The organism is Pseudomonas sp. SMV7 (assembly GCF_052041995.1).
Classification (GTDB): Bacteria; Pseudomonadota; Gammaproteobacteria; order Pseudomonadales; family Pseudomonadaceae; genus Aquipseudomonas.
This window is the reverse complement of sequence record NZ_JBKGGT010000002.1, coordinates 364,249-385,326: the sequence shown is the minus strand read 5'-3', so window position 1 is coordinate 385,326 and position 21,078 is coordinate 364,249. Positions and strand designations below refer to the sequence as shown.

18 protein-coding genes are annotated in these 21,078 nt (G+C 63.1%); 7 read left to right on the top strand and 11 right to left on the bottom strand.

The window, feature by feature from the left end; genetic code table 11:
- Positions 1–4: 4 nt before the first annotated feature.
- A complete protein-coding gene (locus tag ACLEJP_RS04655; RefSeq protein WP_440804692.1) occupies positions 5–1,441 on the bottom strand; it encodes a coniferyl aldehyde dehydrogenase in 1,437 nt (478 codons plus the stop codon).
- Positions 1,442–1,541: 100 nt separating this feature from the next.
- On the opposite strand from ACLEJP_RS04655, the gene ACLEJP_RS04650 reads away from it, so the two are divergent.
- The 3 genes from ACLEJP_RS04650 (at position 1,542) to ACLEJP_RS04640 (ending at position 3,997) form a co-directional block, all read left to right on the top strand.
- Positions 1,542–2,162, top strand: a complete 621-nt coding sequence (locus tag ACLEJP_RS04650; protein WP_440804691.1) for a TetR/AcrR family transcriptional regulator — start codon at positions 1,542–1,544, stop codon at positions 2,160–2,162.
- A 96-nt stretch (positions 2,163–2,258) separates the two neighbouring features.
- Positions 2,259–2,969: a type 1 glutamine amidotransferase domain-containing protein gene (locus tag ACLEJP_RS04645; protein ID WP_440804690.1), complete on the top strand. Its 711-nt coding sequence runs from the start codon at positions 2,259–2,261 to the stop codon at positions 2,967–2,969.
- A 113-nt stretch (positions 2,970–3,082) separates the two neighbouring features.
- Positions 3,083–3,997, top strand: coding sequence for a LysR substrate-binding domain-containing protein (locus tag ACLEJP_RS04640; protein WP_440804711.1), 915 nt, complete (start codon positions 3,083–3,085; stop codon positions 3,995–3,997).
- A gap of 35 nt (positions 3,998–4,032) precedes the next feature.
- Here the strand turns inward: ACLEJP_RS04640 and ACLEJP_RS04635 are convergent, their stop codons facing one another.
- The 4 genes from ACLEJP_RS04635 to ACLEJP_RS04620 all read right to left on the bottom strand — a co-directional run bounded on the left by ACLEJP_RS04635 (position 4,033) and on the right by ACLEJP_RS04620 (position 9,462).
- Positions 4,033–5,184 (bottom strand): L-dopachrome tautomerase-related protein, encoded by a 1,152-nt coding sequence (locus tag ACLEJP_RS04635; RefSeq protein ID WP_440804689.1) that lies wholly within the window; start codon positions 5,182–5,184, stop codon positions 4,033–4,035.
- A 26-nt stretch (positions 5,185–5,210) separates the two neighbouring features.
- Positions 5,211–6,218 (bottom strand): zinc-binding alcohol dehydrogenase family protein, encoded by a 1,008-nt coding sequence (locus ACLEJP_RS04630; RefSeq protein ID WP_440804688.1) that lies wholly within the window; start codon positions 6,216–6,218, stop codon positions 5,211–5,213.
- 220 nt (positions 6,219–6,438) lie between these two features.
- Positions 6,439–8,193 carry a glycoside hydrolase family 15 protein gene (locus ACLEJP_RS04625; protein ID WP_440804710.1) on the bottom strand — a complete coding sequence of 585 codons (1,755 nt, stop codon included), beginning with the start codon at positions 8,191–8,193 and terminating at the stop codon, positions 6,439–6,441.
- A 411-nt stretch (positions 8,194–8,604) separates the two neighbouring features.
- A complete protein-coding gene (locus ACLEJP_RS04620) occupies positions 8,605–9,462 on the bottom strand; it encodes an SDR family oxidoreductase (protein WP_170029777.1) in 858 nt (285 codons plus the stop codon).
- Positions 9,463–9,667: 205 nt separating this feature from the next.
- On the opposite strand from ACLEJP_RS04620, the gene arfB reads away from it, so the two are divergent.
- A complete protein-coding gene (gene arfB / locus ACLEJP_RS04615; RefSeq protein WP_170029778.1) occupies positions 9,668–10,081 on the top strand; it encodes an alternative ribosome rescue aminoacyl-tRNA hydrolase ArfB in 414 nt (137 codons plus the stop codon).
- Positions 10,082–10,308: 227 nt separating this feature from the next.
- A complete protein-coding gene (locus ACLEJP_RS04610) occupies positions 10,309–10,938 on the top strand; it encodes a hypothetical protein (RefSeq protein WP_440804687.1) in 630 nt (209 codons plus the stop codon).
- A gap of 42 nt (positions 10,939–10,980) precedes the next feature.
- Here the strand turns inward: ACLEJP_RS04610 and ACLEJP_RS04605 are convergent, their stop codons facing one another.
- The 3 genes from ACLEJP_RS04605 to ACLEJP_RS04595 all read right to left on the bottom strand — a co-directional run bounded on the left by ACLEJP_RS04605 (position 10,981) and on the right by ACLEJP_RS04595 (position 14,031).
- Positions 10,981–11,529, bottom strand: a complete 549-nt coding sequence (locus ACLEJP_RS04605; RefSeq protein WP_440804686.1) for a hypothetical protein — start codon at positions 11,527–11,529, stop codon at positions 10,981–10,983.
- 313 nt (positions 11,530–11,842) lie between these two features.
- Positions 11,843–13,426 (bottom strand): rhodanese-related sulfurtransferase, encoded by a 1,584-nt coding sequence (locus ACLEJP_RS04600; RefSeq protein ID WP_440804685.1) that lies wholly within the window; start codon positions 13,424–13,426, stop codon positions 11,843–11,845.
- Entirely contained in the window at positions 13,423–14,031 is a 609-nt protein-coding gene (locus ACLEJP_RS04595) for a cysteine dioxygenase (protein ID WP_440804684.1), read from the bottom strand. Before ACLEJP_RS04595 ends, ACLEJP_RS04600 begins: the two co-directional genes overlap by 4 nt.
- 297 nt (positions 14,032–14,328) lie before the next feature.
- Here ACLEJP_RS04595 and ACLEJP_RS04590 point away from each other — a divergent pair, with 297 nt between their 5' ends.
- Positions 14,329–15,282 carry an ABC transporter substrate-binding protein gene (locus ACLEJP_RS04590; protein WP_440804683.1) on the top strand — a complete coding sequence of 318 codons (954 nt, stop codon included), beginning with the start codon at positions 14,329–14,331 and terminating at the stop codon, positions 15,280–15,282.
- A gap of 11 nt (positions 15,283–15,293) precedes the next feature.
- Complete coding sequence (locus ACLEJP_RS04585) at positions 15,294–16,613, top strand: LLM class flavin-dependent oxidoreductase (protein WP_440804682.1); 1,320 nt, start codon at positions 15,294–15,296, stop codon at positions 16,611–16,613.
- 33 nt (positions 16,614–16,646) lie between these two features.
- Here the strand turns inward: ACLEJP_RS04585 and ACLEJP_RS04580 are convergent, their stop codons facing one another.
- The 3 genes from ACLEJP_RS04580 to ACLEJP_RS04570 are packed head-to-tail and all read right to left on the bottom strand — an operon-like array spanning position 16,647 to position 21,074.
- A complete protein-coding gene (locus ACLEJP_RS04580; protein WP_440804681.1) occupies positions 16,647–19,001 on the bottom strand; it encodes a TonB-dependent receptor plug domain-containing protein in 2,355 nt (784 codons plus the stop codon).
- On the bottom strand, positions 18,998–19,492 hold the full coding sequence (locus tag ACLEJP_RS04575; RefSeq protein ID WP_440804680.1) for a RidA family protein: 495 nt from the start codon (positions 19,490–19,492) through the stop codon (positions 18,998–19,000). Before ACLEJP_RS04575 ends, ACLEJP_RS04580 begins: the two co-directional genes overlap by 4 nt.
- Positions 19,493–19,511: 19 nt before the next feature.
- On the bottom strand, positions 19,512–21,074 hold the full coding sequence (locus ACLEJP_RS04570) for a flavin monoamine oxidase family protein (protein ID WP_440804679.1): 1,563 nt from the start codon (positions 21,072–21,074) through the stop codon (positions 19,512–19,514).
- Between the last annotated feature and the right edge of the window lie 4 nt (positions 21,075–21,078).

The following is a 21,078-nucleotide window of genomic DNA, read 5'->3' as shown; positions in this document are numbered from 1 at the left end:
GCCGTTACGGACGTGGCCGCAGGGTAAAGGCGAGGGCCAACTCGACCAGCTTGCCGAAAGGTGCGCGCAGCAGCCTCGGCAGGTTCCAGCGCCCCTGGACGAACACGCCCTTGGCATGGCTCATGGCGCGAAAACCCTCGATGCCGTGGTAGGCGCCCATGCCACTGGGGCCTACGCCGCCGAACGGCAGGTCGTCCACAGCGACGTGCATCAGGGTGTTGTTGATGCCGACGTTGCCGGAGGTGGTGCACTTGAGTAGCGCTTCGCTGTCGGCCCCCACCTTGCCGAAGTAGTAGAGCGCCAGGGGGCGTGGCCTGGCGTTGATGTAGCCGATCGCTTGGTCGAGCGAGCGATAGGTGCGCACGGGTAGCAGAGGCCCGAAGATTTCCTCGCGCATGACCGCCGTATCGTCACCAGCGCCCACGATGAGTACCGGTGCCAGTGTCCGCGGTCGCTGCGCCGCGCGCTCTGGCATCACGCCCGCCTCGATGATCTGGGCACCGCTGGTACGCGCGTCTTCGATCAGCGCCTGCAAGCGGGTGTAATGCCTGTCACTGACGATGGAGGTGTAGTCCGGGCTGGTCGGGCCTTGCGGGTAACCACGGGCGACAGCCGCGCGGTACTGGGAAATGAATGCATCCAGGTCATCTTCATGGACCAGGGCGTAGTCAGGTGCCACGCAGGTCTGGCCTGCGTTGGTCAGCTTGCCGAAGACAATGCTCTCGACGGTGCTACGAACGGCATGCCCCGGGGCCACGACCACAGGGCTCTTGCCGCCCAGTTCGAGGGTAAGTGGCACCAGATGGTCACTGGCAGCGCGCATCACCATCCGGCCAACCTGGGTACTACCGGTGAACAACAGGTGGTCGAAGGGAAGGGCGCTGAAGCGTGCACCTATCTCAGGGCCGCCGAGTATCACCGCCACCTCATCGACGCCAAAACTGGCCGCCAGCATGCGCTGAATCAGCTCGCTGGTGCGTGGCGTCAGCTCGGAGGGCTTGATCATCACCCGATTGCCAGCCGCCAGGGCGGTAGCCAAGGGGATGAAGGTCAACGCGATCGGGTAGTTCCACGGCGCCATGACGCCGATCACGCCTTTGGGCTGGTACTCCACATAGGCGCGGCCGGTACGGTGAAACGCGGCGACGTGACGACGCTCGGGCTTCATGAAGCGACGCAGGTGCCGTAATAGGTAATCGATGGACTGGACCACGCCAAGCAGTTCCATGATGTCGGTTTCGTGCCTTGAGCGGTTGCCGAAATCGGCGTTGATTGCTTCCTCTACATCGCGACGATGGGCTAGCACTGCCGCGCGTAACTTGCGCAAGCTGGCCTTGCGTTGCGCAATGCCGGGTGGCCCGTCGTCGAGAAACGCGCGGCGCTGCTGTTCAAGGATGGTTGCGGCATCGATCGCAGGGTTGGGTATTGCGGCAATGGTCATCTTGCACCTCTCAGGGTTTTGCAATGTAGACACTGTAAACTTGATTCGCGGCGATCTTAGGAAGACAATGTGTTCACTGTCAACATGAGGTGAGAGCCGTATGTCATCCGATGAAATCTGCGAGGCAAAGCCCTACCACCACGGCGACTTGCGTCGGACCATCATCGACACCGCGCTGGCGACCCTGAAAGAACAGCAGGGTTGGCAATTCACCCTGCGCGAAATAGCCCGGCGAGCCCAGGTGAGCCACTCGGCCCCGTATCGGCATTTTCCAGACAAGGGCGCGCTGCTGCATGAGCTGGCGTTATTGGGTTTCGAGCGACTGAACGCGGCGATGCAGGACGCGATGCTGCCGACGATGTCAGCCCCGCAGCGTTTGCAGGCCATGGCCTATGCCTACCTGGCGTTTGGCCAGGACAATCCGGACTTGTACCGGTTGATGTTCTCGACCCAGGCCGGAGACCCGGCGCAGATCCATGTCGATCCGCGAGCCCAGGCGCCGTTCTACCTGGTGATCGAGGTACTCGAGCGCGGGCAGGCGGAAGGCACCATCCGCGCCCGCTCCGCCTTGGGACAGGCGACCGCAAGCTGGGCGCACCTGCATGGCTTGACCCTGCTTGCGATCGATGGCCGGTTGCTGCCGGCGAAGGTCGGCGAGCATGCCATCGAGGATGCCTTGACCACCTTGCTTGACGGTTTGCTGCGTGATCAACCGACCTGATGGCTTGTCGCCCGTGTTCAACGCTTATGACGAGGAACTGTTCGCCCTTACGAGGGCGATGCTTGGCCCCATCCCTCAACGATCAGGTATCTAGGCATGACCAAACGCATCCTGCACGTCGTCACCAATGTTGCCCATTACAGTGACCCGAGCCATCCCACGGGGTTGTGGCTGAGTGAATTGACGCATGCCTGGCATGTGTTCGCTGACAGCGGCTATGAACAGCAGCTGGTGAGCCCGCTGGGTGGCAAGTCGCCACTCGAGCCTCGCTCGCTCAAGTGGCCTTTGCTCGATAGCACGGGCAAAGCCTGGTTGAACAACCCGGCGGCAATGGCACGGCTTGCCAACACCTCGAGCCCGCAGATGCTGGTGGCAGCAGACTTCGACGCCATCTACTTTACCGGTGGCCATGCGGTGATGTGGGACTTCCCCGAAGACGAGGGCCTGCAGCGGCTGACGCGCGAGATCTATGAGCGTGGTGGCGTCGTCTCCTCGGTTTGCCATGGGTATTGTGGGTTGTTGAATACCCGGCTGTCTGACGGTCGTCTTCTGGTGGAGGGACGCCGGCTGACTGGCTATGCCTGGATCGAAGAAATGCTGGCGGGCGTTGCGGGCAAGGTCCCGTACAACGCCGAGCAAGCGATGAAACGTCGCGGGGCGCATTACGAAAAGGCATTCTTGCCATTTACTTCCAAGGTGGTTGTCGATGGCCGCTTGGTGACGGGCCAGAATCCACAATCTGCCAAGGCCACTGCCGAGCAAGTCGTGGCACTGCTTCAGAAGACGGGAGCCAGGGGCAACGGATGATTTCGAGGGTTGCCTGACTACTGCATGCAGTACGACCATAACGCCGGCAACCGGCACGTTTCTGATGTTCCCCTCGTGGCTCAAGCACTCGGTGGCAATGTACTGTGAAGAAAATAGTTCGGGTTGATGACCTTCAGGTCTTCGTCACCACAGCCTCTGCAGGAAGTTTCTCGGCAGCGGCCAGGTTGCTGGATATCTCGCCAGCACTGGCCAGCGGGGCCGTCCAGCGTCTGGAGGGCAGCCTGGGCGCCAGGCTGTTCGTGCGTTCCACGCGGCGTTTGCGCCTGTCGGACGATGGCGAGCGCTACCTGGCCCATGCTTGCCAGGCCCTGGAGGCACTGGGTAATGGTGAGGTTGCCCTGACCGAAGGGCGCGATGAAATCGCCGGCGTGCTGCGCTTGTCGATGCCTTCGGATATCGGCAGAAATGTGCTCTTGCCCTGGCTTGACGCGTTCCAGCAATTGCACCCCAGGTTGCTGTTGCAACTGCGGGTCAGCGATCAGGTGGCTGACCTTGTCGGCCAGCAGCTGGATGCGAGTATCCGCTACGGCCAGCTTGCCGATTCCAGCCTTGTCGCGCTGATGCTTGCTGCGGAAAATCGCCGAACGGCTTGCGCTTCACCCGCCTATATCGCTCGACATGGCGCGCCAGCCACTCTGGAAGATCTGGCCAGGCACAACTGCCTGCGCTATGTGATGGGCGAACAGACCTACGAGCGATGGAGCTTCGATACGCACGACGGACTCAGGACCATCCCCGTGACCGGTGATCGCGTCAGCGACGACGCCGATATCGTAAGGCGCTGGGGCGTTGCAGGATTTGGCATCGTCTACAAATCCAGGCTGGACGTTCTGGCGGACCTGCGTGCAGGGCGCCTGATCGAGCTGTTCCCTGGTGATTACGGTCAGCCCGCGCCCTTGCAGCTGGTGTGCGCTCACCGGACATCGCTCACGCCCGCTGTCCAGGCGCTGAGGGCGTTCCTGGCGGAGCGTTTCGAGCAACTCCTGGCGGGTAACGGAGGAGGATGACGGGGCTGGTGGCCCCGTCACGCCATGGCGCCGTGTCAATACGTCCGGGCGGGCCCGGCGTCGACCTTCACCCGCATCAGGCTATAGGGCTTCACGCGTTTGTCTTGCCCGTCGTTGAAGCCTGCCGACCGATGCAGTTGGTTGGCGGTGAAGTAAAGGTATCCATCCGGGCCGATGGACAAGGTATCCGGCCAAAGCACCCGGGAATCCTCGACCAGGGTCTGCCAGCTGCCGTCGGCGTGGCGTTTGCGAATAGCGTTATGTTCGTAATCGCCAGCATAGACAGCGCCATTGGCATCGGCTTCAAGTCCGTCCGAAGCACCTTTCTCACCCAGGTCGACAACCGCTTGTTCAAGCTCGGCGTCGCTTATTGATGGATCGCGCAACAACTGCGTGGGCACTGAGTAAAGATGTCGACTCGACAACGGGCAGAAGTAGAGGGTCTGGCCGTCGCTGGAAAGTGCGATACCGTCGGAAGCCACGCTCAACAGACCAGCCTCGCCTCTGGCGTTACGCGTGACCCGTGCCGGTTTGCCTTCCACGACCGGAACGAATGCAGGGTCCGCCGAAGTGGACTTGGCGCCGTTCAGGCGCCGTACGGCATTGCCGCTGGCAAGATCGACGACAATGATCCCGCCCGGGCCGCTGACCGAAGAGTCCGTGACATAGGCTGTACCTTCACCACCCACCCTAAAATCGAAGCGGACATCGTTCACATAGGTGCTCGGCAGGATCACCGAATCGGGGAATACCACCGTCTTCACAGGCTTGTTGGTGGCCAGGTCGATGGCGACCAGTTTCGCGCCACCCCGTGTGGGTTGGGCGAACTTCGGCGCAGCCGTGTCGAGAACCCAGACACGGCCTTTGCCGTCGGCCACCACGCTTTGCACACTGATGAAGTTTTTTGCCGGATGCGCAAGGTCAGCCACATTGGTCTGCAGGTCTGGGTAGGGCACCAATCGCCCTTGAGCGACTTCTGCCACCGTGTACGGAACGTCATCACCCCATCTTGGGAAGTTCACGAATATCCGCCCCGTTTCGCTCACCGTCACGCCGGTCGGCATCGCCCCGTTGAAGGCGTAGACGCGTTCGAGGCGTGCCCCGCTGCCGCTGGCACTGTCGGCGAGCGCCACACCATTGAGAGTGACGGCCAGTGCCAGGCCAGCCATCTTGAACCATGCGTTCATTGTCCAGTCCTTGTGTGGATGAATGATCAGAAGCCTTCCAGGACAATCTTGCCTTTCGCCTTGCCGCTTTCGATCAGCGCGTGGGCCCGTTTGAGGTTGCTGGCACTGATGCTGCCGAAATGTTCGCCAACGGTAGTGCGGATAACCCCGTCGTCGATCAGTGACGATATCTTTTCCAGCAGTTGGTGCTGCTTGATCATGTCTTCGGTCTGGTACAGCGAGCGGGTGAACATCAGCTCCCAATGCACGGACAGCGACTTGCGCTTGAACGGCACCACATCCAGTTGCGCCGGGTCGTCGATCAGTGCGAGCTTGCCTTGCGGGCGCAATACTTCGACGATCTGCGCCAGGTAGCTGTCGGTGTGGGTCAGGCTTATCACGTAGTCCACCGGGTGCAGCCCGAGTTGCTGCAGTTGCGGGGCGATGGCTGCCGAATGGTCGATGACGTGATGCGCGCCGAGCTCAGTGACCCATGCCTGGGTTTCAGGGCGCGAAGCGCTGCCGATCACCTGGAGCTGGGTGAGCTTGCGGGCGAGCTGCAGCAGGATCGAGCCGACACCGCCGCTGGCGCCGATGATCAGCAGGCTCTGACCGGCACCGCCATTTTCCTCTACACCCAGGCGGTCGAACAGCAGCTCCCAGGCAGTGATGGAGGTCAATGGCAAGGCGGCGGCGCTGGCGTTGTCCAGCGTACGCGGCTTGTGCCCGACGATGCGCTCGTCGACCAGGTGAAACTCGCTGTAGGTACCAGGGCGATCGATTGCGCCGGCATAGAACACTTCGTCGCCAGGCTGGAACAACGATACCTCGGCGCCGACTTCGCGAACGATACCCACTGCATCCCAACCCAACACTTGAGGGCGGTCGCCGCCACGGCTGGCTCTGACCTTGGTGTCGACCGGGTTGACCGCGATGGCCTTGACTTCGACCAGCAGATCCCTGGCGCCCGGCGTCGGCTTGGGCAGTTCGTGCTCGAACAGCGACTGCGAGTCTTCAATCGGAAGGCCTGGGGTGTCGTAGACGATGGCTTTCATTCGGAGGTGTCCTTGCAGGTGAGAAGTGGTGACAGGCTAGCCGTTGGGCGTTTTCTGAAAAACAAGGCGATTGCCGGAAGACTTTCCGCGTTTTGCTGAAAATCTGAATGCTGGCGCCCGCGTTGATTTGCAGCGTCCAGGCCTCTGGTTCGGGCTCGCTGTGCTGCTGGGGACATGTGAGGCGGCATCCAGTTGATACTGTCGCCAGCCGCGTGCGTTATCACCTTTCGGGATGGTAGCCACCGATGGCCATCGCAGCTCTTAGGGCCGCCAGGTGAGTCAAGCCCTGCGGAAGGTTGCCCAGATACTGCCCCGTCTGCGGATCGACCATCTCCGAGTAGATGCCTACCCCGTGTGCTAGCCCTTTCAAAGCGTCTGAATAGGCGGCCACCGCGCGATCCTGGTCACCCAGAATGGCCCAGGCTTCGATCAACCAGAATGTGCAGGCCAGGAAGCAACCTTCCTCTCCCTGTGCATCGGTGTAGCGATAGTGGAAAGCGCCGGCTTTGAGATCATGGTCGAGGGCGTCCAGCGTGCTGCGTAGACGTTTCGTGCTGGGGTAGCCGAACCTGACGGCCAATGCCAGCGAGGCATCCAGCCGCGCGCTGTGTGGATGGAAAACATAGGCCTGGCGTTCCTCATTCCAGCAGTGCACCTCAATCCATTCCTGGATACGCTGCCGCTCGCGATCCCAGCGTTCCCGGCAGGTGGTGGGAAGATGGCCTCCATCTGCCAGTTCGATGGCTCGGCTCAAGGCTTGCCAGCAACTGATCTTGGACATCGTGTAGTGCTGCTTTTCCGGCAATTCCCAGATACCGGCGTCCTGCTGGCGCCAACCGTCGGCGCACTGGTCGGCAAGGCCTGAGAGGAGCATGGCGCTCGGGGCATCGAGAATGTTGCCGCTGTCGATGAAGCAGCGCGCTGTTTCGAAGATGTCACCGAACACCCCGTGTTGAAGTTGGTCGCGGGCGTCGTTGCCGACAACGGGTGGCGAGTTCTTGTAGCCAGGCAGAGCGACCGGGCGCAGGCAATCACCGATCGCACCGTCGAGGGTATAGAACACCCGCGGCCCATGTTCATCCAGCCGGCGCAATAGCCAGGTAAAAGCAGCCTTGGCTTCTGGCTGAGCGCCGATGCCCAGAAACGCTTCGATGGTGTAGCCGGCATCGCGTATCCAGGCGAAGCGGTAGTCGTAGTTCTTGCCGCCGCCAATCCGTTCGGGAAGGGACGAGGTCGCTGCCGCCATGATCGAACCACTCGGAGAGGACAGCAGCAGTTTGAGGGCCAGCGCATTTCGGATGACCTGGGCCTGATACGGGCCGTCGTAGAGCAGCCCCCTTGACCATTGGCACCACTCCCGATGCGAGCCGTCGATGCGTTCATCGATCAGGGCCAATGGCGGTACCACCAGCGGCTCATCACGCCCCGCGATGATTGCGACCACTGAGCGTTGCCCCGCAGCAAGGCGAAGTACAGCACGGACGCCCATGTCGTCCTTGCGTTGGATGTGCACATGATGGTCGTGCAGGAACATGCCGAGTATTCGGCCCGCATGAAAAACGCAGGCATTGTCATTCGGCGCCACGTAGGGGCTTACCGTGTCGGCTTGGGTTCCGAAGTCGATGGCGATCTCGAAGTCGACCCTACCCTCGATACCTTCGATGCGCCTGGCAAGTTCGGCCCAGGGCAAACGCCCGGCAGGGCCACTGTTCAAGGACTCGGTCAGCCGCGCACGACCGTCGTCGGTCGTGAAGCGTGTCTCGAGGACGTTGCTGCCTGGCAGGTAGCGCCGCTCAGCAACGAACGGCTGGTTGGGGGTAATGGAAAAGTAGCCTCCTGTTTGCGGAGCCAGCAGCTTGTCGAACAGGGGTGGTGAGTCCATGTGCGGCACACACCACCAGTCGATGGAACCGTCCAGGCCAGTCAGTGCCACAGAGCGCCCATCGCCGAGCGCAGCATACTGCTCCAGGGGCAACCATCCACCCTCATCTCGCTGAGCTGCACCCTGTTGAGCCTCTACCGGTTCTCTTTCCATCGGTGTGCCTTCGATATCACCTGTTCTGATTCCGACACGGCTATCCGGCGTCTGGTTCTCCTTAGAGAAAAATGAACTTTGTCCGCGCTCGGGCTTCCCTTGTTCAAAGGCTGAAATTCCGGAGCGCAAGATGAAGAAAGAGAGTGACAGGCAGAAGGCAGGCGCGCAGACGAAGCCGCATGGGGAAGAGGAACGAGACAACGATGCCCATCGTCCGGATGGATCCACGGGTACAGCCCATGATTCGACAGCGCAGAAAACGGCCCGTGATCACGTTCAGCACAAACGCTGATACTGCCATGCAAAAGCGAAAGGCTCGCCAGAGGGCGAGCCTTTCGCCCAGGATCGTCGCTAAAGGATCGGTTTGCCGCCAGTCACTGCGTAACGCGAGCCACTGATGTAACTGGCCTCGTCGGAGCCCAGCAGCACGTAGATCGGCGCGACTTCGACCGGCTGCCCCGGTCGCCCCATCGGATAGCTGGAGCCAAAGTTCCTGACGGCCTCGTCCGGCATGGTTGCCGGAATCAAAGGCGTCCAGATAGGGCCTGGCGCGACGCTGTTGACCCGAATGCCTTTCTTGCCAAGCAGCTGAGCCAGGCCAGCAGTGAAGTTGGCAATGGCCCCTTTGGTCGCGGCATAGGCCAGCAGGCTGGGGGACGGATCGTCGGAATTGACCGAGCTCGTATTGATGATCGAACTGCCCTTGGGCATGGAAGGCAGTGCCGCCTGGCAGATACGGAAGATGGCGGTGATATTGGTATCGAAGGTCTTCACCCATTCATCATCGTCAATCTCTTCCAGGGACTCATGGGCCATCTGAAATGCCGCGTTGTTGACCAGGATGTCGATACGCCCGAACTGGCTCACTGTCTTTTCGACAATGTCGTAGCAGTGCTGTTTCTGCGCCAGGTCTCCGGGTAAAAGCAGGCATTGACGGCCTGCGGCTTCGACCCAGCGTGCGGTTTCTTGCGCGTCTTCATGTTCATTCAGATAAGCGATGGCGACGTCGGCACCTTCACGGGCATAGGCAATCGCTACTGCCCGTCCGATGCCGCTGTCTGCTCCGGTAATCAGTGCAATCTTGCCTTCGAGGCGATTGTGGCCGGTGTACGACTGCTCACCACAATCCGGATGGGGCTCCATCTTGCGCTGTGAGCCAGGGACACTCTGAGGCTGAGAAGGAAACGGCGGGGTAGGGAAGTCTCGCATGGTAGAAGCTCCTGCAGTTGAGAACATTCATACCGGTTCGAGAGGCCTGGCCCCGGCGTGTTGGTTTCAATCTGCAGTTGGTACGACGAGCGGTGCGGGACATCATTGCAACTGAATTCCACATGCTGATTCAAAGAATCTTGTGTTGTGCTATGGGACCGCGACGAAGGCGGCGATAATGGGGGCGATTCCCAGGGGCCATGCCATGCTGATCATCTCCAATAACGTACATCTGCCAGATGCCGAAATCGAACTGAGCTACATTCGCGCGCAGGGCGCGGGTGGGCAGAATGTCAACAAGGTGTCCAGCGCTGTGCACCTGCGCTTCGACATCCCGGCCTCATCCTTGCCCGAGTTCTACAAGGAGCGGCTGCTGGCGCTGCGTGACAGTCGCATCACTGGCGACGGCGTGTTGATCATCAAGGCGCAGCAGTACCGCACCCAGGAGCAGAACCGGGCCGACGCATTGGCGCGTCTTGCCGAGTTGATCATCGCTGCCGGCAAGACCGAGAAGAAACGCCGCCCCACCAAACCGACCCTCGGCTCGAAGACCCGCCGCCTCGAGGGGAAAGCCAGGCGCAGCACGGTCAAGGCGGGGCGGGGGAAGGTGGATTTCTAGTGCTTGTGGGAGCGGCCTGTAGGCGCGCAGACACCCGTGCCCTTGCTTGACGGGTACATGGCTTCGTCAGCGCATTTCAGCCACGTTTCAGTGGTGCTCGCGTGATCAGGCGCAATCGCAAAGCCAATGCTCGGCAACAGTGATGGCCTTTTGCAATCAACGAAATCCCTCTAGAATCCGCATCGACTTCATGTGAAGCAACTTATTGATCTTGCAAGGAAGATGAAATGCGATTTGTAAAATTCCTGGGGCTTGCCTTGGCTGTCAGCCTCGGTGGATGCGCGAGCTTCACCAAGGATGAGGTAGCGCCTGTGGAACTGCCGTCGATGGCCAGCTACGCGAACAAGCCGAACGTCTATGTGGATTTTGACTTTTTTCAGGGCGATCCCAGTAGCGCCAATGAAGTACCGCAAGCTCGAGACATGTTGAAACCAGAGCTCAAGCGTGCGTTCAACGAATCAGGCCTTTTTGGCCATGTGACCTTTGATGAGTTCGAGAAGCAACCTGGCGATTACAACCTTCGGCTCAAGGTCTACAACCATGCGCCTGGTGGTGGGCAGATGGTGCTCGCCTTCATCAGTGGTTTCACGTTCACGATCATTCCGGCATTGGCAACAGACCAATACACCATGAGCCTGGAAACCTTGGACGACCGTGGTCAGTCGCTTGGCAAGAGCAGCAACCATGACGCGATCAATACGTGGATGGGAATCTGGTTCCTGCCACTCGTAGGTAACACCCCGAAAGCAGCGGTTACCGATACTTTCAATCGGCAGGTGAATGCACTGCTGAAGGACTGGTTCGAGAGCAATCGCCTGAAGTACTCCGCTGTCGATACACCTGTCCCACGCAGCTGAGGCGGTGAGAAATGAGCCGCGACTGCGGCTCTATTTCCGTGTTTATTTCAAGGCCTGGATGAACTGCGGGTCGGTATAAAGGGTCTTGAGCAGGTTTTGCAGCATCGGGTTGTAGTTGTTCGCTGCAGCGGGTATGGCGATCGGGCCGAAAAAGCTGCTGTTCCAGTCCTGCTGCACCTGTTTCGTGGTTTCATACAACACCACATCACCCTTGCGCACAGTGAAGTGAGCGGCCAGCTCACCATGGCCGTTGGCTACACCAGAATTGAGTTGACTCTTGATCAATTGGATTTGTAGCTGTCGAACGGCGCGCGGATCAAGCAGGCCGGCATGACGGAGTTCGTCATTGATCGCGGCTTGAATGTGCAGGGGAACGCTACCTTCGGGTGAAGAGATCGGGTTCAGACGAACCATGAGCGAGTCCTGGCCGGCGTCAGCTGCAACCTGGGCCTCTTGCACCGGCTGCAGTGGCGCATTCTGCTTGAGCTGTTGAACGTTCTGGAAGTTGGGCTCATAACGGGCCATGGTCACACCACACCCCTGCAGTAACAGAGCACAGAGGGGGAGGAGGGTCAGGTAGCGCTTCTTCACGGCAGGTCCTTGCGTGAGGGGGAGAAAGCACGATTATCAATTGATGGCTATATGCCATCAAGTCTTGACAGGCAAATCGCTGCACGGAACGGCCGGAACGATACACGTCAGTAAAACCCGGCTGCCCTCACGAGCGGTTTCAAGTAGATAAAATGCGCCGTAGAGCGGACGGTTGCGCATGACAGCTTTCGACCCCTAGCGGGCTGTCCTAGTGTTTGGCTCAAGATCTTCGTTGCCGATGAGACCGAGCGCCGCCCGCGCGGCGCTCGGTCTCATCGGCGCTACATCCGCCCAGGTGAACACTTGTCCAGGCTCACAGCACCTTGAACCCATGGGTGCCGTCACGCTCGAGTTGGGCAATCAGCCCAAACTCCCAATCCAGATACCCCTGCATCGCCTCGCGGGGATTGTCTGTGCCCTCGTACGGGCGCCGGTAGCGATCGCTGCGTGGAACGGCAAGCCGCGTTTCGCCGGTTTCCAGCGGTTGCCCGGCCGCGATCCAGCGTGCGGTGCCACCTTCGAGCACGTACACCGGGGTTCGCGTCAGGGCCTGCAGATCGCGCGCGGCAAAGCGCGCCAGCAGGCTGCTGCCACAGGTCAGCACGAAGCGGCTGGCCTGGGGCAGGCGTTCCAGCGCTTGCCCCAACTGGGCGCGGATTGCCCAGTGGGCACCGGGGATATGGCGCTTGACGTAGTTGGCGCTGGTGGTGAAATCGAGCAGCACGGTGCCGTCCTCCTGCAGCCAGCTGGCCAGTTGTTCGACACTCACCGCGCTGACTGCGGGCAATTCCGGCAGCGCTGGCTGCCATTCGCCAGTCGCGCTGAAGTCCGCCGCGACCAGGCCATCGAGCACCGCCACTTGCCAGCCCATCTGTGCCAGCCACGAGGCGCTCATGTTGGCGCGTACACCGTCGTCATCCACCAGCACGATGCGCGCCCCGCGCACGCTTGCCACATGGTCGGTTTCCTGCACCAGCTGACCACCCGGTACCGAGCGGCTGCCAGGCAGGTGCCCGGTGCTGTATTCCTCGGGCGTGCGCACGTCGAACAGGTAGGTGGTGCGGCCGGCTTCGGCCTGCCATTGCGCCAGCCCGGCGCGCTCCAGGCGCAGGACCCCGGCACGGTCGGCCACTGTTCGGGCCTGGCGCGCCGCATTGGCACGGGTGCCGGCGCCGACTTCGCTGAAGCGCCGCTGCTGACCGTGGGCCAGTTGCTGGCCGGCCAGGGTCCAGCCGATGGTGCCGTTGCGCAGGGCCGCCACCGGGTTGGGGATGCCGGCGTTGACCAGGGACTGGGTACCGATGATGCTGCGGGTACGCCCGGCACAGTTGACGATCACCTGGGTGTTAGGGTCCGGCGCCAGTTCGGCCACGCGCAGCACCAGTTCGGCGCCGGGCACGCTGATGCCGCCCGGAATGCTCATGGTCTGGTATTCGTCGAAACGGCGGGCATCCAGCACTACCACGTCAGCCTTTTCATCCAGCAGCGCCTGCACCTGCTCGGCGGCCAGCGACGGCGTGTGGCGCACGCTCTCTACCAGTTCGCCAAAGGCCTTGCTGGGCACGTTGACGTCGCGGAACAGCTCGCCACCGGCGGCGCGCCAGCCGGCAAGGCCGCCTTCGAGTAGGGCGACGTCGCTGTAGCCCAGCGCCAACAGGCGTTGCGCGGCCACGGCAGCGAGGCCTTCGCCATTGTCGTAGACGGTGATGGCGGTATCTGCCCGCGGCACCCGGGCGAGCACCTCCAGCTCCAGTTTCGACAGCGGAATGTTGGCGGCGAAGAGTGGGTGGTCCTGGGCGAACGGGTCTTCTTCGCGCACGTCGATCAGGGCCAGTTCCTCCCGGGCCAGCAGGGCGTGGCGGATGTCGTGGTAGTGGCGGGTGGTGACGGTGCTCATCGGGCAGGGTTCTCGCTGGACAGGTCCCAGATGTTGGGCAGGTGGGTGTTGGAGTAGCCGGAAATGAACGGTTTCTCGCTGCCGTCCACGGCGTATACGGCGCGCTTGACCGCGCCGATGTTGCCGCCGTAGACGTGGATGCTGATCGAAACCTGGTCGCTGAAGGCATTGCTGACTTGATGAATGTCGCCGATACGCGGCGACACCGCTTCCACCTGGCCCGGCGCCAGGCGCACCGCCGCGCCCTCGGGCCGCAGCGCGCCCTGCGCGTCGCGGGCGAAGCCCTGGGCGAGCTCGGCGCCGCGCAGCATGCCGATCAGGCCCCAGACCCGGTGGTCGTGGATGGGGGTTTGTTGCCCGGGGCCCCAGACGAAGCTCACCACTGAAAAGCGTTGGCGCGAGTCGCAATGCAACAGGTATTGCTGGTAGCGCTGCGGATCGGGTTGGGCAAGCTCGCCCGGCAACCAGTCGTCCTCGGCGAGCAGTTCGGCCAGCAGTTGCTGGCCATGGTCGAGCAGGGTGGCCTCGTCAGGTTGCTGGTCGAGCAACGCGGCGAAGCGGTCTATGAAATGACGCAAGCGCTCCGGGCGCAGGTTCTGGGTCATGGGGCAGGCTCGGCTTTCGGGTTTGAAGTCACCCTAGCAAACCTCCTCTCTATTCTCAAAATGCAAAATGATAATAAGCTAATATGCAAAAATCGCATTTACACTGGTGCTGTTCTGTTTTGAAATGGTGCCGGTCGCAAGCATGAGGTTATGCCTAATGCGCATTTCACAGGCCGGCGAACACGCTTTAAATTATAAAAAACGCTAAATCAATGCCTTAAGGCTATAAATAAACCCTGGACGAGACCGCACGCGCGGATCGCCTCACATACCCCAGGCGGGTATCCGGAGACGAACGTGCGCTACATCAAACATTTGGCCGCCACGCTGCTGGCCACCACCTTCAGCCTTGCCGCCGCTGCCCAGAGCCTGGTAGTCGGTGACCAGAGCTACAATGCCCGTGCGGTGATGGAAGCGGCCGGCGTGCTCGACAACCTGCCCTATACCCTGGAGTGGAAGCAGTTCACCGCAGGTTCGCCGGTGGCCGAGGCACTCAACGTCGGCAGCCTCGACATCGGCCTGCTCGGTGATGCTCCGCCGTTATTCCTCGGGGCCCTGGGGGCGCCGATCAAGGTGATCGCGGTCAGCCGGCAGAACCTCGAAGGCGTGGCCATCCTGGCGCGCAAGGATTCGCCGATTCACAGCCTGCAGGACCTGCGCGGCAAGCGCGCGGCGATCTGGAAAGGCTCGTGGAGCCAGCAACTGCTGTTCAGCGCCCTGGACAAGGCGGGTGTGCCGCGCGATGACCTTGAGCTGCGCTACCTCAGTGCCCTGGATGCTTCCCACGCCCTGGATGGCGGTGCGGTGGACGTGATCGCCACCTGGGAGCCTTATGTCACCCAGCAGGAGCGCCAGGGCGCCCGGGTGCTGGCCACCGCCGAAGGGGTGATCCCGGCGCAGAGTTTCGTGGTGGCCAACAGCAAAGCCGTGGAGAACAAGCGTGCCCAGATCGCCGACTTCCTGCAGCGCCTGAAAAAGGCCCGCGACTGGGCCCTGGACAACCCGGCCAATACCGAGGCCTACGCCGATGCCTGGGCCCAGCGCACCCGCGCCGACCGCGACATCGCCCGTGCCTGGTTCGCCCGCGCCCGCACCGACCTGGCGCCGTTGAACCCGCAGGTGATCGTCGACGCGCAGAAGACCGTGGACTTCTTCGCCGGGCTCGGCCTGATCAAGGCCTACCCAGCCGCAGAGCTGTTCGACAACTCGTTTGGCGCGGCCTTCCAGGCGGCCGATTCCAGCAGCCATTGAAAGGATTTCCCGTGAGCAAACGACAGATCAAACTCGGCGCCCTGACCATGGGCTGCGGTGGCCCGGGCCGACATAACCTGTGGCTTGATCCCGAGCTGCCAGCCGACGCCAGCGTCAACATCGACTGGTACATCGACATCGCACGCCAGGCAGAGGCGGCACTGTTCGACCTGATATTCATCGTCGACAGCCAGTTCATCACCCCGGGCTCACCGTCGCACTACCTCAACCGCCTGGAGCCGCTGACCCTGCTCTCGGCGCTGGCGGTCAGTACCCGTCACCTGGGCCTGGTCGGTACGCTTACCACCTCCTACAACGCACCGTTCAACGTCGCCCGCCGGCTGGCCTCGCTGGACCTGATCAGCAAGGGCCGCGCGGGCTGGAACGTGGTCACCAGCGGCGATGCCGGCACCGCCGGCAACTACGGGCTGGACGAGCATTACGACTACGACACCCGCTACGCCCGGGCCGAGGAACATGTGCAGGTCGTGCAAGGCCTGTGGAATTCCTATGAAGACGATGCCTTCCCTCGTGACCGGGCCAGCGGTCGCTTCCTCGACCCGGCGAAGCTGCACGCCCTCGACCACAAGGGGCCGCACTTCTCGGTGGTCGGCCCGTTGAACATCCAGCGTTCGCCCCAGGGGCAGCCGGTGATTTTCCAGGCCGGCGATTCCGAGCAGGGCCGCGACCTCGGCGCCGCCACTGCCGACGTGGTGTTCACCCATGCCGCCAGTATCGAGCAGGGTCAGGCCTTCTACCGCGACATCAAGGCCCGTGCCGCGCGCCTGGGGCGCGATCCGGAGCAACTGCTGGTGCTGCCGGGGGCGGAGATCTATGTGGGCGATAACGACGAGCATGCCCGTGAGATCGAACGCCACTACCACCAGGTCGACCACAGCTTCGAACTGGCGCTGAAGGAGTTCGGGCGCAATTTTGGCTGGCATGATTTCAGCCAGTACGACCTGGACACGCCGTTCCCCCAGCAAAGCCTGGAATATGCGCGCAGCAGTTTCTTCACCAACGCCAAGCGTATCGCCGACCAGGCGCTGGCCAAGGGCTTCAGCTTGCGCCAGGCGGTCGAGTTCGGCCGTCAGTTGCGACCGGGCGCTTTCGTGGGCTCGGCTGAAACGGTGGCGGCGAAGATGACTGAGTGGTTCGAGGCGCGGGCGCTGGATGGTTTCAATATCTACATTGGCCATCCGGGACAGTTTCGCCGGTTTACCCAGGAGGTGGTGCCGCTGTTGCAGGCGCGCGGGGTCTATCGTACTGCCTATGAGGGGACTACCTTGCGTGACAGCCTGGGGCTGCCGATCCCGCGCTTCAGCCGCTAGGTCGTCGGGGCCGCAACAGCAGCCCCGACTGCCTCAGAAGGTGTAGGTCAGCCGCCCGAAGTAGTACCCCCCGGTGAAGCCGTACGGCGAATACACGCCGTACCCCTTGACCATGGTCTTGCTGCTTGGCGCCTGGCGCTCGGGGTACACGTCGAACAGGTTGCGCGCCCCGATCGCCAGCTCCAGGTCCTTGGTCAGCTGGTAGCCCACATCCAGGTCAGTGATCCAGCGCGCCTTGTACTCGCGGTCCAGCGAGCGGTCGTTGGCCGCATTCACCTCGCGCCACGAGCCGTAGCGGGTCAGCCCCAGGTTGACCCGGTAGCGGTCCAGCCGCCAGTTGCCGCCGAGGATCAGCTTGGTGTGCGGCTGCACCTCGGTCAGCAGGTTGCGCGCCTGGCGGTTCATCAGCTCGTATGCGGTCCCGAGGATGCTCACGCTGTCCTTGTAGGCGAGGATCTCGGTGTCGTTCCAGTTGAAGGCTGCCGTCCACTTCACGCTCCCGGCACTGCCCAGGTCCTGGTCATAACTGCCCACCAGGTCCAGGCCTTTGGTGCGGGTGCTGGCACCGTTGGTGAAGTACTGGCCGCCCGAGGTCGAGTCGATGCCGTTGGCCAGCAGGGCCTGGGTCACTTCCGGGCCGAGCAGGGTGCCGGTCAGGGTGATGCGGTCGCGCACGTTGATCAGGTAGGCATCGGCGGTGAAGGCCAGGCGCTCGCTCGGCTGCCAGGCCAGGCCAAGGCTGTAGTTGGTGGATTTTTCCGGTTTCAGCGGCTCGGCGCCCAGGGCCTGGGCCGCGGCAGAGTCCACCGGCAGCACGCCGTAGTTGATCGACTGGTATACGCCATCGACCACGCCGTAGGTGGTGGAGCGCGCGCTGAACAGGCTGTTGGCCAGCGACGGGGCGCGGAAGCCGTTACTCACAGTGGCCCGCACGGCCAGTTCGGGGGTCAACGCGTAGCGCGTGGTCAGCTTGCCGCTGCGGGTGGCGCCGATGCCGCGGTCATAGTGCTCGTAGCGCAGGGCCGCGCCCCAGTACCACTGGGGTAGCGGGTTGAAACCGACATCCAGGTAGCCGGCGTAGCTGTTGCGGCTGGCACTGCTGGCTTCGGCAGGCGAGATGCCGTTGGTGACCTGGGCGCCTGAAGCTGCGCAGTTGCCAGGCGCCACACAAAAACCGCCGTCGGCCCAGCTGGCCCAGTCGCCGGCCTGGACCTGGTAGGTATCGCGGCGCTGCTCGAGGCCCCAGGAGACGTCCAGGGGCCTGGCCAGGCCGACCTCGAAGCTGCGCCGCAGGTCGAGGTTGCTGGTCAGCTGCGAGCTGACCCAGGTGCCGGACTCGAAATGGTCGGGCGTGGCCTCGCCCAGGGACGGGTTCTGGTTGTTCCAGGTGCCTTGTTCGGCCTGGTTGCGCCCGTAGGTGCTGGACAGGTCCCAGTCCCACTCAGCGCCCAGGCCCCTGGCGCCGAACGCCGCCTGGTAGTCGTACTCTTCGATGTACCAGGTAGGCGTATAGCCGGCAGGGCGGCCGTTGGGCCCGGTGGTGATGGTGTTGACGATGGTCGGCAGGCGGAAGTTCTGGCCTTGCTCGGCCTTGCGGTAGGACCAGGTGCTGAACGAGTAGAGGGTGAGGTCGTCCTGCAGCGGCAGTTCGGCGTTGTAGCCCAGGGTCAGCAGGTTGATCTTCGGCGTGCCATAGCCGCCGTAGGTGACCTTGCCGGCCCGGTCCAGGGCTTCGGCCTGGCTGTAGCCGTTGGCGCTGGCCTTGTTGTCGTCGTTCTGGCTGCGGGCGTCCAGGGCCAGCTGGACGACACCGTCGCGGCCGATCTCGAAGCCTTTGTTCAGGTTCTGCTGCACGGTCTGTTTCTTGCCGTCGTAGCCTTGGCCGACGCTACTCACCGCCGTGCCACGGGTGTCGGCCTTGAGGATCACGTTGATCACCCCGGCGATGGCGTCGGAGCCGTACTGGGCAGCGGCGCCGTCACGCAGCACTTCGACATGGTCGATGGCCGCGATGGGGATGAGGTCGAGGTCGCTGGGCGCCGCGCCGGCGTTGATGCCGCTGATGTTCAGGGTGGCGCTGGTGTGGCGGCGCTTGCCGTTGACCAGCACCAGCACCTGGGCGGCATTGAGCCCGCGCAGGTTCGGTGCGCGGGCCATGCCGCTGGCGTCCCAGCCGGTCTTCTCCGGCAGGGTCAGCGACGGCACGCTGGCACTGAGGGCTTCCATCAGGCCGGGCTTGCCGGTTTCCTGCAGTTGCCTGGCGCTGATCACGTCGATTGGTACCGGGCTGCTGGTGACGGTGCGTTTCTCGCTACCCCGGTTGCCGGTGACGATCACCGTGCCGAGGGCCTGGGCGGCGGGTTCCTCGGCCAGGCCGGGAGCGCTCACGGCGCCTTGGCCGCGATCGCGTCGATTTCCACCAGCGCGCCCGGCAGCGGCAGGGCCACCACCTGGATGGCCGTGCGGGTCGGGGTGCGGGGTTGTTCGGCAGTGGCGAAGAACTCGGTGTAGGCCGCCTGCAGACCGGCGAAGTCGAGTGCGCCGCCGTTGGCCGGGTCGCCTACCAGGAACACCCGCAACTGGACGATGTCGCCCAGGTCCAGGCCTTGGCGCTGCAGCGCCGTGCGCAGCTTGTTCAGCACCGAGCGGGTCTGGGTTTCGGTGTTGCCCAGTGCGGCCGTGCTGCCCTTGGGCGCGTTGGGGTCGACGACATCCGGCAGGGTGCCACTGACGAACGTCAGCTGGCTGCCGGCCGGTACCGTGACCAGTTGCGAGATGGGAAAATTCGAGCCGGGCGGCGCGATCCGTGTGATGGGGTCGGCGTTGGCGTTGAGGCTGAGCGACATGAGCACTCCGGCAAGCAGGAGAAGACGAGGCATGGGCAAGGTTCCTTGCAGGTCAGGCGGCGACGCCGCGGGTGGGCTGGCTGGCATGGCGGGCGATCAGCGCGACCACCCGGCGGGCGGATTCGGCTGCGCTGTTCTGCCAGATGCCCACGCCACCATGGGCCAAGGCATCGCTGGCCAACCAGGTGCGGCCCTGGGGCTGGTTGAGCAGGTCGTAGCCCGGCTGTGCGACTTCGTCATGGACGATCCACGGGGCTTCGCTGAACGGGATCTTCGACCAGTTCACCACCACCGGCCGGCCAAGCTTGTGGCTGTGGCCGGGGTGCAGCGACTCCACGGCCTGGCGCGACGAGGCCACCTGCGCCTGCAGCGACTTGGCGGCAAACTGCCGGGCCACCTCGCCGGTGTTGTAGGTTGCGACCAGTACGCCCTGGGCGCTGTTGAGGTGATCGCTGGGGTACCACAAGGTGCGCGCCTCATGGTTGATGTAGCTGAGCCCGCCGTAGATCTGGAAATCGGTTTCCCAGAAGCGCGGTGATTGCCAGGCGACCTTGTTGGCCTTGTCGCCTTCGACGCTGGCAATGGCTTGCCTGAAGGCGTGGTCGAAGTTGTTCGGCAGCTTGGCCAGCAACGGCAGCGGCAAGGTGACGATGGCGTAGTCGGCGTGCTCGACATGCTGCTGGCCACTCTTGCGGTCGCGCCAGGTCACCCTGGCGCCGGTGGTGCCGGTGTCCAGCGCCAGCACTTCAGCGCCCAGGCGTACGCTGTCCTTGACCTGGCGGTAGAACGCCTTGGGGATCTGGTCCATGCCGCCAACGGGCTGGAACATGGTCGAGGAGAACTCGGGGATCTCGTCGAATACCAGGGGCAGCAGCAGGTTGCTGTCCAGCAATTGCTCCAGCGGCACCGGCTGGCGCTGGATTGGCGTCTGGTCGCCGGCACCGGCAAAGCGTGTGTAGCCAGCGCGCACCGAACCGCGGTACTGCTGCTGGCTGTCGAGGTCGCCATAGACCTTGAGGAACGCCAGCAAGGCCTTGCGCTGGCTGCTGCTGAGGTCGGCATCGAGGCTGTTGCGGTTGATGCTGCGCGCCAGCAGCTCGCTGAAGTGCCCGCGGGTGTCGTTGACCGCCTGGCGCAGCAGCAGCGGCGGGCGGGCCAGGTCCGGCTGGGCCAGGGCATTGCGGCTGCTGTTGACCAGCACCTGCAACTCCACGCCCAGCTCACGGCAGTAGCCCAGGATGGTCAGGTGATGGCTGGGCAGGCGTGCCGCGCCGGCGTTGAAGAAGTGCCCCGGGTCGAACTCGACGGTTTGCGAGCTGCCGTCGTTGTGTTCGATGCGGTCGCCCTGGCGCAGGGTCCAGACCCGGCCGCCAACGCGTTCGCGTGCTTCCAGCACGGTGACGGCAAAGCCGGCCTTGCGCAGTTCGTAGGCGGATACCAGGCCGGAGATGCCGGCACCGACTATCACTACGCGCTTGCCATTGCCGCCATTGGCAGCCAGTTGCAGGGGTTGGAAGGTGGCGGCCAGGGCATTGTGCCCCAGCGCGCCGAGGGCTGCCGAATAGCCGCCAATGGCGGCGAGGCGGGTGATCAGGTCTCTACGGGACAATCCCATGTCG